Source organism: Ignatzschineria cameli (assembly GCF_003121895.1).
GTDB lineage: Bacteria > Pseudomonadota > Gammaproteobacteria > Cardiobacteriales > Wohlfahrtiimonadaceae > Ignatzschineria > Ignatzschineria cameli.
The window spans coordinates 532446-547897 of the sequence record NZ_QEWW01000001.1 but is presented as its reverse complement, the minus strand read 5'-3'; the positions used below and the strand labels follow the sequence as shown (position 1 = coordinate 547897).

Sequence of the window (15452 nt, the reverse complement as noted above, 5' to 3'; positions counted from 1 at the left end):
AACAGGTTGTTAATAGATTGTTAATAAATTGTTAATAGATTAGTAGAGATTAGATAGGGCCATTAAGGAGAAGCAATGGAAGCGATAGTGATCGTTTTAGTGATATTAGTAGCCTTTAGCGCATTGCGTTTTGCTTTAGGTTTTGTTGGGAAGATTGCTTCAATCTTTATTAAGTTAGTGATGCGTCTTGTAATGATTTTAATCTTTCTCGGAGTTGTTCTCTGGGTCTTAGATTATTATCGAATCTGGAGTTTTAAAGAGGCGCGTCAGATGGTGGAGCAGCAGACTGATGGCTTCGAGCTTCCTAAACTGCCCGACTTTAAGGGAAAGAATCATCAAGAGCACCATTAAGATGGAAGGGCTAAAGTTCACACTATACAATACTTAGTCACACTTGGCTGAACGCATAAGATCATCGGCGGATAGGCGGGAGAGGATGATTTTATTTTTATCACAACTGCATGCCCGCGGGTGGGCAACTTATCGACCTCTCTTATCTCAAATCTCAATCAATATACTTGGCGGAACGGGGTAGAAGAAGATGCCGTTTTGCCGGCGCGTGATTTTAAGAAGAGTGCGGTCATAAAATCCGGCAACTTATCGGTCTCTCTTATCTCAATCAATAAACTTGGTGGAACGGGGGAGAAGATGCCTCTTTGCCGGCGCGCGATCTTAAAAAAGAGTGCAACAGTAAAATCCGGCAACTTATCAGCTCTTCTTAGTATTAAAAAGTCCTAAACTAAAAAGAGAACTGCAAAGATGCCGGTAATCTACTTTGATGATTCTATCGCAGCTCTATCTTCTATGGTAAGAAGCGCTATTGTGCGCGATAAACTTCTTCTCCCCCGACAAAGGTATTGAGCACTTGAGTTGTGCCGATCTCTTCAGGCGATTGATCAAATGGATTTCGATCGAGAATAATATAATCTGCAAATTTACCGGGCTCTAAGGAACCGATATAACGATCAGCATCGATCATATAAGCGGCCTCAATAGTTGCAGAGCGTAACACCTCTGTAAGGGTGAGATTGCGATCGGTATTGAGTCTTGGATTATCATCACCATCGCCTTGTCTTGTAACAGCTACTTTGAAGGCAAACCACTCATCGAGCGGATCGATCGGCCAATCACTACCGAAGGCAACTCGAACGCCGGCATCATAAAATTTTCCGGCAGTCTCTAAATATTGGAAGCGTTCATCGCCCAAAATCTCTCTCATCTCATCAGCAAAGAGTTGCGGATAATCCGCCCATTGAAAGGAGAGGCAGGGAATAGCACCGAGTTCTCTAAAACGCGCATATTGATGTGGAGATGTTAACTCATTATGTGCAAGACTTGGGCGAATATCGCCGGTTACTTCGGCGCGCATCTTCTCAATAGCGTTGAGCGTAGCTTCAATTGCACCATCTCCAACCGTATGCATATGGGGATGAAATCCATGTTGACTCACAGCGGTGATAAGCGCTGTTAAGAGTTGATCGGAGTAGTAGAGATCACCCGTTTGCTCTGAGAGGCGATAGTCAGGAGCCTGCTTTGTCCCATAATTAATACGATACGGTGCAAGAAGTGCTGCAGTATGAATCGGCGCTTGCATGACGCCATCGACAAAAAATTTCGCATGCTGAATGAAAATTCCCGGCGTGACCTCCCAAGAAGCATCACTATATTTCTGCGCAAAAGCTGCCATCTCTGCTACGGCACGAGGAACATCGGCAACGGTAGGTGCATCATCTGGTGTAATCTCACGCGCCCCTAAGAGACGTAATGTCAATTTCCCCGCGGCCTTCACTGCGGTAAAGGCATCAAATTGAAGGGGTAATGCTCGAGCATCCATGACAGTTGTGACTCCTTGACGATTGAGTAACTGTTGAACATTTTCAGCAACTGTTATAGCGGCAGATGCATCGAGTGTTGGGATCGAATCATAAGCGCGCATCGCCGGCGCATCTTCCATAATGCCATTGAGTGTCCCATCAGGATAACGACGAATTGTTCCATCTTTTGGAGTTGGTGTTGATTCATCAATCCCAAAGAGTGTTAATGCTCGGCTATTAGCCACTAACGTATGGCAATCGTTGGCAAAGAGAATAACAGGACGAACAGTATCGAGCTGGTCTAGATCGCGCCGAGTGATATCGTATCCTATAGGAAGAACGCCATGGCGGAGATATGCCCGAACTGGTAACCAGTCCCGATCCCCTTTTTTGGGATCTTGATCGAGATACTCTTGAATAAATTGGAGCGTCTCTTCCACCGAGAGTGATCGATAATCGAGATTACAGCCTGAAAGTTGTAATCCACCCCAGAATGGGTGAAGGTGGGAATCGACAATCCCCGGCATTAACATCTTGCCGGCAAGATCGATCTGCTCTGTTGTTGCGCTAAGGTAAGGCTTGAGCGACTCCAAAGTACCGGTGGCTAAAACTTTACCCTCTTTAAATGCGATCGCTTCGGTAATAGTGTTAGTGGCATCAGCGGTAAAAATCGCACCATTGTAGTAGATTTTGTCTGCAGGTTGACCCATGTCTCGCTCCTTCTATTGGCGTATTAAAATGATGTTTTTTGTTGATGATATTTTGTTTTAATAAGATATTTTTATAGGTTTATAGGTTTATAGGTTTATAGGTTTATAGGCTGTAGCTCGATGGAATGTTGCAATGAGTATGTGTGGGTTATCGGGCTATCGGATAATTGCTGGCTGAAGTGATTAGTTGGCCGATCGATCAGTGGCGAGATGATCCTTTAAGTGCTGAAGCAGTTTCTCCGGCTCTTCTTCTGGCAGAAGATGGTCGGCATCGATTTCACCACCGCCGCTACTATTGTGAGATTGATAGGCTTGAAGGGCTTGATAAGCTGCCTTTGAACTAAGCTGAAATATCGCCCGAGAATGCGCTCCCCAGAAGATAGTGATCGGCACTTTTTGATTAAGCGCTTGAAGCATCTCTGCAGTAAAGGGATTCGGTTCCTTTTGGGTTAAGAGTTTATTGAGTGTGTGATGATTCTCCGCTTTAATCTGCTGAATCGTTGCCGATTGCTCTTTAAGGGAGAAAGGGGCATTTTTACAAGCGGCAATAAAATGATCGATCGCTTCTGCCTCCTTGTTTCGGCGAAAAGCACGAATAATAGGGCTCATCATTTTGGCAATATCACGAGTGAATTGTTGATGCATCTCTTCGGAGATACCATAACTAGGAATAATCAATTCATAGAGAATAAGCTCGGCAAAGAGATCAGGTGCTCTACTTGCAGACAAAAGCGCAACATGACAAGCGTAAGACCAAGCGATCACAATATATTGTCGATGAGGTTTTCCCTCTCTATTATTGAGCGCCTGGCAAAAGGCGGCAACTTCTGCGCCATGGCGGTCTGTGTCAAAAGGGGTTTCATCTTCACTTCCTCTCCCAAATCCTGAAAGAGTTAGCGCATAACAATCATATTGTGGAAAAGCAGAGAGATAGGGATGCCAGATTCGCGCATCCCCTAAAATCCCGTGGAGAAAGAGTAGTGCCGGAGCATCTTCTACCTCAGCTTGATCTACTGCTTGATTCCCACTCTTTTTGCATTGAAGATAGGAGAGTGTTAACGGCTGCGCTTGCTTTGCCGGTTCATCTGTTAACATCTCTATCGTTAACGATTCGGCACTAATAGCTTCACTCTTAGTTTTAGTGCTAGAGGTATCGTTTGTTATCAATGATTCTCTCATGGTGTCTATTACCCTTACTTATTGCTTATTACACTGCTCATTACTGTTCGCTTCTGCGCTTTCTTTCTATAAAACTACTTATATCAACTTTACTTATATAAGCTATAAGTTTCTATAAGATCTCTATAAATATTTTTTATATATATTTTTTAATGTTATTCAACAAACTCAGAGAAATCTTCCCGATTGAGAAGATCCACTAATGCTGATGTGAGTTCTGCCAACTCCTCCTTACTAGTGATAAAGGGGGGCATAATATAGACCAAGCGATTGAAAGGGCGAATCCAGACACCACGATCGACAAAGTATTTCTGAATACGCGCTTGATTGACGGGACGCTTAAGCTCTACAACACCGATGGCTCCTAAAACACGAACTTCCTCAATATGAGGATTGCCTTGTAATGGTTTAAGTAGCTCCTCTTTGAGTTGCTTCTCAATGCGAGAGACATTCTCCTGCCAGTGTCCCCCTTCTAATAGGGAGAGGCTCGCATTGGCGGCGGCACAGGCTAAAGGATTTCCCATAAAGGTGGGGCCATGCATAAAACATTTAGCATCCCCTTGACTGATGGTTTCAGCAACATGGCGTGTAGTTAAGACGGCAGAGAGCGTTAAATAGCCACCTGTTAGCGCTTTTCCTAAACAGATAATATCAGGAACAACGCCGGCATGTTCTCCTGCAAGGAATCGTCCGGTACGTCCAAAGCCGGTTGCAATCTCATCAAAGATGAGCAAAACGCCACTCTCATCACAGAGCTCCCTAAGAACTTTAAGATAATTGGGGTGGTAGAAGCGCATGCCACCGGCACCTTGTACAATCGGCTCGGCAATAACGGCGAAGAGTTCATGGTGATGTTTTGCAAAGAGCTCTCTTAAATTATCGGCAGCTGAATCTTCCCACGGTTGATCAAATCCAATTGTGAAGGTCTCCGCAAAGAGATGATTAGGAAGATAACCTCCATAGATTGAGTGCATAGAGTTTTGAGGGTCGCAGACCGACATCGCACCAAAGGTATCGCCATGATAAGCATGAGAGAGGGAGAGAACACGATGGCGAGGTTGAGGCGCTCGACCTTCTGCTTTTGCATCTAAGCTCTCTTTTGCTTGCCAATATTGAAAGGCCATCTTAAGGGCAACCTCAACTGCAACAGAACCAGAGTCAGCAAGGAAGACACACTCCAATGCATCGGGCGTCAGTTCAATCAATTTCTTAACAAGATCGACCGCTGGCTGATGAGTAATGCCACCAAACATCACATGAGAGACCTTCTCCAACTGTGCTTTGATCGCCTCATTCATCACCGGGTGATTGTAGCCGTGAAGTACTGCCCACCAGGAGGACATTCCATCAATTAACTCTCTACCATCTTCAAGCTGCAACTTGACACCTTCCGCAGAGACAACGGGATAACAGGGAAGTGGCTCGCTCATCGAGGTATAAGGGTGCCAAATATGGCGCGTATCAAATGTTAAATCGATAGAATCAAAACACGTATCGTGACCTTGTAAGGATTTTTGTTCTTGTTTCATCTTCTTCTCTTTAGGTTGATTATTGTCGCTGTTCTTAAATCATTCACTATCATCCATTCTCATTTCCACTCAATCTCTGTGAAGGGCGTTCTTTTGCCGGCAGAACTCGGGAGAGGATGATATTTACAGCTCAGGTGATAGAGCACTATGGTACTATAAATAGGATTTTTGATAACACTTTTAGGCTTTAGAAGTGCCTATAAAGCATCTGATAAAGGATCTATAAAAACTTAAAAGAACTTAAAAGTGATTATCAGAGAAGAGATTTCATAGGGAATATTATAAGTAAATAATTGTAAGTAATTAATTGTAAGTAATTTTTAAAATAATCGATAGAAATCGAATTAGTTCGAATTGGTATATAGGCGTTATGTGAACGTTATGTGGAAAGAAAGAATCAAAAGTGCTCTCGATCAACAGTGCATCGATAATCGTTATCGTCAGCGAGTTATCTGTCATGCAGCGGGAAGTAGTATCAATATTGAGGTAGATGGGGAGCAATATCTTAACTTCTCATCGAATGATTACCTCGGCTTAGCACATCATCCGCGATTACAAGTAGCGGCGGCGCGGGGTGCAGAAGATTATGGTGTCGGCAGTGGTGGATCGCCCCATGTTACAGGATATAGTCGGCCACTTGCTCAATTAGAGACGCGATTAGCTCACTGGTTGGGTTATGATCGGGCGATTCTCTATCCCTCTGGATTTACAGCTAATCAAGCGGTTATTAAGGTTTTAATTGAGAAGGGAGATCTGATTATTGCAGATCGACTCTCCCATGCCTCGTTGATGGAAGCTGCGATATTGTCGCCAGGACGGCTCCATCGTTTTAAACATAATGATCTTGCATCACTAGAGAGTTATCTGAAGCGTTATCATCAAAGCCCGATCGATTCCACATCTCCCCATCCTCTTCAGCTAGTAGTGACAGAAGGGCTCTTTAGTATGGATGGTGACGGCGCGCCTCTCGAAGAGATTGCAGAAATCACCCAGAGATATGGTGCCATTTTAATGGTTGATGATGCACATGGTGTTGGCATTGTTGGTGATGGAGGACGAGGTAGTTGTAATAAGGCTGGAATTAAGCCAGAGATTCTAATTGTCACCTTTGGAAAAGCTTTCGGTATGAGTGGTGCTGCAGTTCTTCTTTCGGAAGAGCTTGCAGAATATTTTGTTCAATTTTCTCGACCCCTAATCTACAGCACTGCGATTCCACCGATGCAAGCCGTTATTTTAGATGAAACAATCTCACTTCTTGAATCTGATGAGGGAGAGGCACGCCGGCAAAAATTAGCTACTAATATCGCCTATTTCCGTCAAGAAATGGAAAAGATGTTTACCCATTTAAGAGCGGCGTTAAGTGTAGAGTTGAATGCAGAGTTGAGTGATGGATCTATCTTTCCTTACTTAATCCCTTCAGAGAGTGCAATTCAACCTCTTGTTATTGGGGAGGAGAAGATGGCGTTAGCGCTCTCAGCGGCATTAAAGGCTGAGGGAATCTGGATCTCGGCGATTCGACCTCCGACCGTTCCTCCTAAAAGTGCGCGTCTTCGTATAACGATTACAGCAGATCATCAAGAGATGATGATCGATCATCTAATCGCTAAATTAATGCAATCGATCAAACTTCTCTTAAGAGAAGAGCAAGAGAGTAGGAGAGAAGATAATAGGGCAGGAGCTAATAATGCATAGTGCAGAGCGTGATAGAGAGATCAAATTGGTAGATATCGCGGAAACTCCTACAAAAAATGTTGCTAAGCCTGTGGTGCAGAAAAATTTTGGGACTTATGCCACCCAATATGATTCGATCGCTGTTGTTCAGCGTCAAATAGCAGATCGCTTAATTGCGAAATATCTCCTCCCTGAACTTGGTGAAGAGGTAGATAAAGGCATTGATGCGGTGCGTGAGGAGAAGCGCAAGCAAGATTTACAGATCACAATTTTAGATGCCGGTGCTGGAACAGGATATCTCGGCAGGGCACTAAGAGGGGCGCTATCAACCCTTTTAGAGAAAGAAGATCATTTAGACGCAAACTTATCAGACGAAAAATTATCGCAAGCGCTGGTATTAACCGCTTTCGATCTTGCGCCGGAGATGCTTAAGGTGGCAGAGGCACAAGGGGGCTATCAAAACTTTATCGAGGGGGATATTGAAGCGATTGCGTATTACCTTCCAAGCGAGATTTCTCCCTTTGACTTTACGATGAGTAGTCTTGCTGTGCAGTGGTGTCACCATCTTAAGCGAGCGCTTGGTGCGCTTCAGCAGGTGACAAAGCAACGCCTCTTTATCACTACGCTTCTCGATGGCACATTGCAAGAGCTAGAAGATGCTTTTAAGCAGGTAGATGATCAGCAACATATTCTTCCCTTTATCAGCCTTGAGAGCGCAACGCATATTGTGCGGCAATTGGGGGGTGATATTCATCATTATCAAGCGGTAATGCAATTTCCAACATTAAAAGCGCTTTTTAAGAGCTTACGTTCAATTGGTGCCTCGGCACTGCCGGCGCGTCGAAAAGGTTTAATGGGGCGAAATGATTTCCTAAAGATCGATCATTACTTCCAACAATTAGGGGCATATCAGCTGACCTACCATGTGGCTGAAATTATTCTTCCGGGTCGAGCTTAAAATTCATATCAAGAGCGAGATGAAATAGGAAGATATCAAGAAGATATAAAAAGATATCAATACAGTAAAAGAAGAGAAAGAGAGAGAATTTGTGATGAGCTTTGAAGCAGAAAATATAAAAATAGATGAGCAAGAGAGACTACAAGCAGAGAGAGACAAGCATCAATGTTACCATCAATGTTACTTTATAACAGGGACCGATACAGAGATCGGAAAAACTTATGTCTCTACACTTCTCCTCAAGGCGCTTAATCGACAAGGTATTAGGGCAAATGGTTATAAACCGGTGGCTTCTGGCGCAGCAAAGACGCCGTTAGGTATTAAAAATCCTGATGCCTACTCTCTTCTTAGTGCCTCATCGACTCAGCTGCCATATGAGATGGTGAATCCCTACTTCTTCCCAGAAGAGGAAGCGCCCCATATTTTGGCCGATAAAAAGGGGCAAGTGATCGACTTTGAAGTGATGACTCGTGGTTTAGCACAATTAAGAGAGAAGGGAGATCTTACATTGGTGGAGGGTGCCGGCGGTTGGTATACCCCTCTTAGCTTTGAGCGAAGCTATAGTGATTGGGTGATACAAAATCGCTTGCCGGTAATTGTTGTTGTCGGCTTAAAACTGGGTGTGATCAACCATGCGCGTCTAACTTTTGATGCTATTCGGGCAGCGGGTTTACCGGTGATTGGTTGGGTTGCAAATCATCTTTCAGAATCATCCTCACTACCTGATTATATTGCCGGCATTCAAGCTTTTACCGATATTCCAATGATCGGGGAGATCCCTTATCAAGCGGCGCAGAATTCAGATTTAATGGCAAAGATCGATCACTATTTTGATCTTAAACCTCTCTTACAACACTCTTAAAAAGAGTATCCTAAGAAAGACCCTTCTTTGAGAGGACTTAAGAAAAGAATCATTATGAGATTATGAGTGGTCAATAGTTAGAGCGCATGGCAAATAGTTTAGGGAATGATAGATTCTTAAGAGATATTTTAAGATAATCGATAGTGTTGATTTTATTCTATTTTTTCAAGAAAGGGCTTGCATGGCTGATAAAATCAGCATACTTTAGATAGTTATCTTTCTGAGGATAGCAAGTTATTCTCAAGCTCTTTTTGAGCGCTAAAGAGGGGCTGGGACCAAAGATCTACCTTGTCTTTAAGGGGGAGATTCTTATTTAGTTCGTAATAGTTCTCAAATTTATGCTTGATACTACGCTTGATATTACGTTTGATATTACGTTTGATATTACGTTTGATATTTCTTCGAGGTTGTTTTGAGACAGTTGTCAAGACAGCTGTCGAGATCATTTTTGAGGCTATTTTCGATATTACTAATATCGTTACAACATCATTACCAACACTATAATTATCGGTAAGCTGAGCGATGCGAGATAGATTCATTGAGAGAGTCACCATCTGCTTAGGCAGAGAAGGGGGAAGCAGTTATGGAAAAGCAGGTTAAAAAAGAAGAGCAGTCAGCATCATTAGGGTTTACAACGACCATTCTTAATAGCGATAAGAATCATCCCGATGTTCATCAATCGATGAATACCCCGATCTATCGCAGTGCAGCATATGGTTTTCCCCACTCTGAGGCGATTGCGGCAGCTTTCCAAAATCGGGAGAACATCCCTTCCCACACCTATTCTCGTATCAGTAATCCTACAGTTGAAGCGTTAGAGAATAAGGTAAAAGCGATCTCAGGCGCTAAAGATGTCATGATGTTAAGTAGTGGAATGGCGGCAATTTCCAATACTTTTATGGCGCTTGCTTATGCCGGCAGTAATATTGTCACCTCACCCCATCTTTTTGGTAATAGCTTCTCCTTCTTTCAATTTACCTTAGCGGAATTTGGGGTTGAAGTTCGTTTTGTCGATAGTGATGATTTAGCTGCAATTGAAGCTGCCATTGATGAGAATACGGTGGCTTTTTTCTGCGAGCTTGTGACTAATCCTCATCTTGAAATTGCCGATCTTACGAAGATTAAGCCCCTTTTGGCGTGTAAAAAAGTGCCACTAATTGTGGATACTACCGTCGTTCCTTGGTGTGATTTTGATGCAAAAGTATGGGGAATTGATATTGAAGTGGTCTCAACAACCAAATATATCTCAGGGGGTGCAACAAGTGTGGGTGGTGCGATACTCGATTATGGCACTTTCGACTGGTCTGCTAATCAACGTTTAGCCAAAGTGGCTGATCCGGGCCCATTTAGTGCTTTTATGTTTAAGATTAAGCGGGAGATTGCTCGTAACTTTGGCGCCTGTCTCGATGCCGATAGCGCTTATGCTCAAATTATGGGATTAGAGACCTTAAAATTACGCTATCACAGAATGGGAGAGAGTGCCTACCAGTTAGCACAGTTTTTAGAGCAGGAGAACCGGGTCATTTCGGTCAATTATCCAAAATTACAATCCTCTCCCTATAAAGAATTGAGTGATCGGCTCTTTAACAATTATCCTGGAGCGATGTTAACCTTTAATCTTGCGTCAAAAGCCGCCTGTTTTCAGCTGATGGATGCACTAAAGATTATTCGCAGAGCAACAAATCTCTTCGATAATCGCACACTTATTATTCATCCTGAATCCACTATCTACGGAACCTTCTCACCGGAATTGAAAAAGTTGATGGGGATCGATGAGACACTTCTACGCCTCTCTGTTGGCTTAGAGGAGCTTGAAGATCTTAAAAATGATCTTTGTGCTGCTTTAGCGCTTAGCGCTGCTCGATTAAGCATAAGAGGCCTTGGTGAGCTAAGTTGATGGTTGATGCATCTGCATCGGTAGAATTGATTGTTCTAATGTAAGAGAGGGGCTTAATGAAAGCCCCCTTTTCAATTTTGTATCATTTGTGGATCGTTGGTGAATCGTTGGCGAATCGTTGTGTAATGATTCCTTGCCATCTACTGCATCAATTCATGACGAACAGCATAAACAGCGGCTTCAACGCGGCTCGATACAGAAAATTTCTTTAAGATATTTTGTACATGAACTTTAACAGTACTCTCTGAGATCTTAAGTTCTCGTGCGATCTCTTTATTACTATCCCCTTTGACCAAATAGTGTAAAATTTCGATTTCACGAGGGGTTAAGGTGGAGAGCAGTGAGTCATTATCTTCCCGCTGAGTAGGGAGGACCTTATTAATGAGGTGGATAAATGCTTGACGATCAACACTTCTACTTAAGGCGTAGTAGCGTTCAATAGGGGTTAGCTGATCCCGTACTTTTTGTGAGAGCTGTAATGAGGAATCATCACTCATTTCTGTGCGAGAGGGCGCTGTGACCGCAAGTTTCTTGGTTGCATTTTCAACCCATAATATCACCGTAAGATTGGGGCTCTGAGCACTTATCATCTCAAATAATTTACGCTCTTTGGCATGATTGAGGTATTGAGCATCAATTAAAAGAAGATCGATCGCGCTTTCAAGTGGAGGAAGTGTGCTCAAAGATTGAGCGGTAATGACCGATGAGTAACCTGGCTTTGCTTCATCTCTTAGTAGAAAGGCGATACGTTCTCGAAATAGACGATTAGGGTCGATAAGGATGATCTGGGGGTCTTGATTCTCTACACTTCTTTTCATAATAATTTGTGGTTCCTATCTATTATGATCTCTATCTAATCGATCTCTCTATCGATTCACAATTTTGATAAGATCTCTCTTTGTGGTTATCTTTAATGGATTCTCTTTTGTAGGTTATTTTCGTGCTTTGTGGATCTCCTCTCTATCCTATCTCTTTTTTATGCAAGATTGAGTTTTATTCTCATCATTGCTAGATATTCCCTCGATTAAAAACTGATAATTGCTCCTTGTAGGGTGCTATCTCTATGCATTATCTTCTATTTTCAAAAATATAGGATCAATAGTAGTGCTATTGAGCGCATGTATAGGATTCTTTATAAGATTCTTTATAAGACTGCTTGCCTAAATAATGGGCGTTTTCATCTCATTTTTCATGCCAAGAGGAAGCTATTACGATACCACTTGAATAATTTTTTACAGCTATTTACGAGTTATTGACGGCCTTACCCTTAAAAGAGGCACTATTATAACCGATTATTCCCAATCTATAACATCATCTATTTATAGGGGATTAGAGGGAGAGGTGATATTATAATGATCGTATTACATCTCGTACTACATCTTAATTAGATCGAAAAGGAAGGTTTTATATGAGAGCAGTTTCTGCCCGTAATCAACTTCGTGGTAAAGTAAGTGCCATTATTGAAGGAAGTGTCAATAATGAGGTGATTATCACACTCGATAATGGTGACGAGATTGTGACCGTAATCACCAAGCAGAGTTGTGAAACTTTGGGAATTTCCCCAGGAAAAGTGGTTATTTCGATCATCAAAGCCCCGTGGGTCGTTTTAGCGCAAGCCGATAGTAATCTCCTCTTTTCTGCCCGTAATCAATTCTTAGGCCAAGTCAAAAAATGTGTAAAAGGGGCGGTAAATAGTACTGTTCACTTTGTTACAGAGAAAGGCCTTGGTTTAACAGCGGTTATTACCAATGAGAGCTTTGATGAGATGGAGATCAAAGAGGGTGCTCAAGTGGTAGGTCTCGTTAAAGCATCAAGCATTATTGTGGCAACGGAGAAAGAGGCGTAGAAGTTGTTCTGCACTTTTTTCGAAGTTTATTAAGTTTTGTTCTAGAATGATCGATTAGTATAATTGGTTAATTAGAAAATTGTATTGTGTCAAATCGAGTTAAATAAGGAATCATGAGATGAGAAAGCTTTTATTAGGTGCTGCAGTTCTCTTTGTGTTAGCGGCATGTTCATCAAAAGGAATTACCCCTATGAGCCAGTTAGATACCAAAATTGCAACGGTTCAAGAGTTACAACATCATGACTATCAATTAGTGTCGGTTAATGGAAAGCCCTTTGAAGCGGGTAAAAATGTAGAAGCTCCAACAATTGCCTTTGGTCAAGATATGCGAGTAACAGGAACGATGTGTAATAACTTCTTTGGGCAAGCAACCCTCTCTAATCGCGGTATTTTACGCGCTCAGGGTGTTGGTATGACACGTATGCTCTGTAGCGATCCTGTTCTCAATCAGCTCGATGGTGACATTGCTCAACTTCTCGAAAATGGTGCAGAAGCAGTTGTTTCAACCGATGGCCAATTCTTAAGATTATCTAACACCACAACGCAGTTAGAGTTTAAATTGAGAGATAAAGTTAGATAGATCTCAAGGATCTTGAATAGGCAAGTAGAAATATTTAAGGATTATAGCAAGATCATTACGATCGGCTTAGAATCTAGTCATAAAGGGTGATCTCAATGGGGTCACCTTTTATTTTTATCTCTTTTTAGGCCTTTTATGCTTTTTTGTGCCATTTGCATTATTTTTCGATATGATCAGTAAGATCATAGAAGAGGTGCTATATAAAGCAGTGTCACAAAAGAGATTATGAAAGAAGGAGTGAGTATGAAATCACATTGGAATGAGCGTTTCTCTCAGGAAGCTTATCTCTATGGAAAGGAGCCGAACCAATTTATTCGTGAGATTAATCAGAAAATTAATCTAAAAGGGGATATTTTGGCTATTGCTGAGGGAGAAGGACGTAATGCACTCTATATCGCTGAAGAAGCCGTTATGGCAGAAGAGCCGATCAAAATTGAAGTGTGGGACTATTCTGATGTTGCTTTAGAGAAGATTAATCAGCGTAAGGGAGATCTCCCCATTGAGACAAAAGAGGTCGATCTGACTGAGGTCATTTGGCCGGAGAATCGATATGATGCGGCGATTTGTGTTTATGGTCATTTTGCTAAGGAGATGCAGCAGCAAGTTTTTCAAGGTCTACGGCAAAGTGTTAAACCTGGTGGTTGGATTGTGGGAGAGGTCTATTCCGAAGAGCAGATCCCTTATCAATCAGGAGGGCCGAGAAATCCTGATTATCTCTATACGCCCTCTCTTTTTACGACTCTTTTTGAGGGGGATTTTATCCGCCATCTCTATGTGGGTGAAGTGATGCGTGAAGAGGGAGCGCTCCATCGGGGAATCTGCCATGTTATTCAATTTGCCATTCAGTTGCGAAAAGCATAGTGGTGTTGATATCACTAGAAGATAAAAATACGTAGAAAACAGATGCGTAGAAAACAGTTTATAAGAGCATAAAAAAGAGGAGCACGATAATGTTGCTCCTCTTTTAATAGTGGCTCTATAGTGCCATCGTTTTCTCTATCTCTTTTTAGAGAAGGAAGAAGTAAGCGTAGATGGTTAAGATGCCAACACAGCAGAGATTTAAAATACCGCCAGCAAACATCATATCTCGCTGCTTGAGGTGACCGGTACCAAAGACAATGGCATTCGGAGGCGTTGCGATCGGCAACATAAAGGCGCAGGAAGCACCTAAACCGATCATCAATACTAAGACCTCTTCTGGCATGCCCATCTCTGCAGCAACCGCGGCAAATACCGGCACTAAAAGAGCTGCTGAAGCGGTATTACTGGTAAATTCTGTCAGAATAATAATAAAGACCACAACAATTAAGATGACAACGAGTGGGTGTGAGCGACCAAAGAGATCGGCAACAGTATTACCTAATATCTCTGAAGCTCCTGAGCTTCCTAAAACAGCGCTGAGGGTTAAACCGCCACCAAAGAGGAAGAGAACGCCCCAATCGGTATTTTCAGACACTTCCTGCCATGAAGCAAGACCTAACACAACCACCGCAATCGCACAGGTGATGGCAACATAGGTATCGGGTGAAGTGATCCCGAGATGTTTTTGGATAAATGAACCACTAATCCAGGCGATAGCCGTAACAATAAAGAGTACTGTTGCAATAATGCGAGGAAGCGTCCAAGGAATAACCTCATCGATGATATCGATACGCATATTGAGCTTAGGTTTGAAGATAATGAAGAGTACAAGGAACATAACTGGCATCAAGACAACCATCATCGGTATTCCCACTAAGAACCAATCGTCAAAGCTATAATTGAGCGCTTTAGCTGCAATCGCATTGGGGGGAGAACCTACTAAAGTTCCAAGACCGCCGATACTCGCTGAATAAGCGATTCCTAATAGAATAAAGATAAAGGTTCCACGCTCTTTGGAAAAATCGAGATTGCTCATAATCCCTAAGGCAAGTGGCAACATCATCGCTGCGGTGGCGGTGTTACTAATCCACATTGATAATCCCGCCGTCACAAAGAAGAGGGAGAAGACGGTTACACCAAGGTGTCCTTTTGACAGACGAATCATAAAGAGGGCGATCTTTCTATCGATTTTCTGCATATGCAATGCAGTAGCTAACGCAAATCCTCCAAAGAAGAGGAAGATGATCGGATCAGCAAAACTTGTTAATGAGCTTTTTAAAGTGATCGACTCCGGCACCCCTAATAGAACTGCAGACAGTGGCACTAGTAGTGCTGTGATCGTGGTATGAACAACCTCGGTAAGCCAGAGAGCGCCAATAAAGAAGAGAATCACTAGACCTTTATTTGCTTGCTCCGTAAAGGGAAGAAAACGATAGATAACAGCACAGATAGCTACAATTATCGCGATCCCCACAACAGATTTAATCACCTTTGCTAGATTGAAACGAGATAGCTCCTCAGCTAGCAAGTCTGGGTTTTGTGCGG

General features: G+C 42.6%; 14 protein-coding genes. 8 read left to right on the top strand and 6 right to left on the bottom strand.

The genetic code is table 11. The features are described 5' to 3' along the window. The first annotated feature begins 75 nt into the window (after positions 1 to 75). Positions 76 to 351, top strand: coding sequence for a hypothetical protein (locus DC077_RS02140; protein ID WP_109201108.1), 276 nt, complete (start codon positions 76 to 78; stop codon positions 349 to 351). A gap of 158 nt (positions 352 to 509) precedes the next feature. On the opposite strand, the gene DC077_RS10615 is transcribed toward DC077_RS02140, so the two are convergent. The 4 genes from DC077_RS10615 to bioA all read right to left on the bottom strand — a co-directional run bounded on the left by DC077_RS10615 (position 510) and on the right by bioA (position 5232). Continuing rightward, positions 510 to 704 (bottom strand): hypothetical protein, encoded by a 195-nt coding sequence (locus DC077_RS10615; protein WP_133243402.1) that lies wholly within the window; start codon positions 702 to 704, stop codon positions 510 to 512. Between the two features lie 113 nt (positions 705 to 817). Next, positions 818 to 2524 carry an amidohydrolase gene (locus tag DC077_RS02130; RefSeq protein ID WP_109201106.1) on the bottom strand — a complete coding sequence of 569 codons (1707 nt, stop codon included), beginning with the start codon at positions 2522 to 2524 and terminating at the stop codon, positions 818 to 820. Positions 2525 to 2707: 183 nt separating this feature from the next. Continuing rightward, positions 2708 to 3691 (bottom strand): alpha/beta fold hydrolase, encoded by a 984-nt coding sequence (locus DC077_RS02125; protein WP_157954927.1) that lies wholly within the window; start codon positions 3689 to 3691, stop codon positions 2708 to 2710. Between the two features lie 167 nt (positions 3692 to 3858). Beyond that, complete coding sequence (gene bioA / locus DC077_RS02120; RefSeq protein WP_109201104.1) at positions 3859 to 5232, bottom strand: adenosylmethionine--8-amino-7-oxononanoate transaminase; 1374 nt, start codon at positions 5230 to 5232, stop codon at positions 3859 to 3861. Positions 5233 to 5613: 381 nt separating this feature from the next. Between bioA and DC077_RS02115 the strand changes: the two genes are divergently transcribed. From DC077_RS02115 to DC077_RS02095, 4 genes are all read left to right on the top strand, one after another. Beyond that, positions 5614 to 6924, top strand: a complete 1311-nt coding sequence (locus DC077_RS02115) for an aminotransferase class I/II-fold pyridoxal phosphate-dependent enzyme (protein ID WP_109201103.1) — start codon at positions 5614 to 5616, stop codon at positions 6922 to 6924. Then, complete coding sequence (locus DC077_RS02110; RefSeq protein ID WP_109201102.1) at positions 6917 to 7861, top strand: methyltransferase domain-containing protein; 945 nt, start codon at positions 6917 to 6919, stop codon at positions 7859 to 7861. Before DC077_RS02115 ends, DC077_RS02110 begins: the two co-directional genes overlap by 8 nt. 94 nt (positions 7862 to 7955) lie before the next feature. Continuing rightward, positions 7956 to 8723 carry a dethiobiotin synthase gene (bioD, locus tag DC077_RS02105; RefSeq protein WP_109201101.1) on the top strand — a complete coding sequence of 256 codons (768 nt, stop codon included), beginning with the start codon at positions 7956 to 7958 and terminating at the stop codon, positions 8721 to 8723. Positions 8724 to 9306: 583 nt separating this feature from the next. Beyond that, entirely contained in the window at positions 9307 to 10620 is a 1314-nt protein-coding gene (locus DC077_RS02095; RefSeq protein WP_109201099.1) for a PLP-dependent transferase, read from the top strand. 140 nt (positions 10621 to 10760) lie between these two features. On the opposite strand, the gene DC077_RS11060 is transcribed toward DC077_RS02095, so the two are convergent. After that, positions 10761 to 11438: a response regulator transcription factor gene (locus tag DC077_RS11060; RefSeq protein ID WP_275663860.1), complete on the bottom strand. Its 678-nt coding sequence runs from the start codon at positions 11436 to 11438 to the stop codon at positions 10761 to 10763. 590 nt (positions 11439 to 12028) lie between these two features. On the opposite strand from DC077_RS11060, the gene DC077_RS02085 reads away from it, so the two are divergent. From DC077_RS02085 to DC077_RS02075, 3 genes are all read left to right on the top strand, one after another. Continuing rightward, positions 12029 to 12466: a TOBE domain-containing protein gene (locus DC077_RS02085; protein WP_109201098.1), complete on the top strand. Its 438-nt coding sequence runs from the start codon at positions 12029 to 12031 to the stop codon at positions 12464 to 12466. Between the two features lie 118 nt (positions 12467 to 12584). Beyond that, positions 12585 to 13046, top strand: a complete 462-nt coding sequence (locus DC077_RS02080; protein ID WP_109201097.1) for an META domain-containing protein — start codon at positions 12585 to 12587, stop codon at positions 13044 to 13046. A 243-nt stretch (positions 13047 to 13289) separates the two neighbouring features. Beyond that, positions 13290 to 13907 carry a class I SAM-dependent methyltransferase gene (locus DC077_RS02075; protein WP_109201096.1) on the top strand — a complete coding sequence of 206 codons (618 nt, stop codon included), beginning with the start codon at positions 13290 to 13292 and terminating at the stop codon, positions 13905 to 13907. 145 nt (positions 13908 to 14052) lie between these two features. Here DC077_RS02075 and DC077_RS02070 read toward each other — a convergent pair whose 3' ends face one another. Next, positions 14053 to 15396 carry an SLC13 family permease gene (locus DC077_RS02070; protein WP_239990344.1) on the bottom strand — a complete coding sequence of 448 codons (1344 nt, stop codon included), beginning with the start codon at positions 15394 to 15396 and terminating at the stop codon, positions 14053 to 14055. Between the last annotated feature and the right edge of the window lie 56 nt (positions 15397 to 15452).

What these genes read in the sequence shown, in the direction of transcription:
- DC077_RS02075 (WP_109201096.1), top strand. Translation starts at nt 13,290, where the DNA reads ATGAAATCACATTGGAATGAGCGTTTCTCTCAGGAAGCTTATCTCTAT.
- bioA (WP_109201104.1), bottom strand. Translation starts at nt 5,232, where the DNA reads ATGAAACAAGAACAAAAATCCTTACAAGGTCACGATACGTGTTTTGAT.
- DC077_RS02130 (WP_109201106.1), bottom strand. Translation starts at nt 2,524, where the DNA reads ATGGGTCAACCTGCAGACAAAATCTACTACAATGGTGCGATTTTTACC.
- DC077_RS02085 (WP_109201098.1), top strand. Translation starts at nt 12,029, where the DNA reads ATGAGAGCAGTTTCTGCCCGTAATCAACTTCGTGGTAAAGTAAGTGCC.
- DC077_RS02115 (WP_109201103.1), top strand. Translation starts at nt 5,614, where the DNA reads ATGTGGAAAGAAAGAATCAAAAGTGCTCTCGATCAACAGTGCATCGAT.
- DC077_RS02140 (WP_109201108.1), top strand. Translation starts at nt 76, where the DNA reads ATGGAAGCGATAGTGATCGTTTTAGTGATATTAGTAGCCTTTAGCGCA.
- bioD (WP_109201101.1), top strand. Translation starts at nt 7,956, where the DNA reads ATGAGCTTTGAAGCAGAAAATATAAAAATAGATGAGCAAGAGAGACTA.
- DC077_RS11060 (WP_275663860.1), bottom strand. Translation starts at nt 11,438, where the DNA reads ATGAAAAGAAGTGTAGAGAATCAAGACCCCCAGATCATCCTTATCGAC.
- DC077_RS02080 (WP_109201097.1), top strand. Translation starts at nt 12,585, where the DNA reads ATGAGAAAGCTTTTATTAGGTGCTGCAGTTCTCTTTGTGTTAGCGGCA.
- DC077_RS02110 (WP_109201102.1), top strand. Translation starts at nt 6,917, where the DNA reads ATGCATAGTGCAGAGCGTGATAGAGAGATCAAATTGGTAGATATCGCG.
- DC077_RS02095 (WP_109201099.1), top strand. Translation starts at nt 9,307, where the DNA reads ATGGAAAAGCAGGTTAAAAAAGAAGAGCAGTCAGCATCATTAGGGTTT.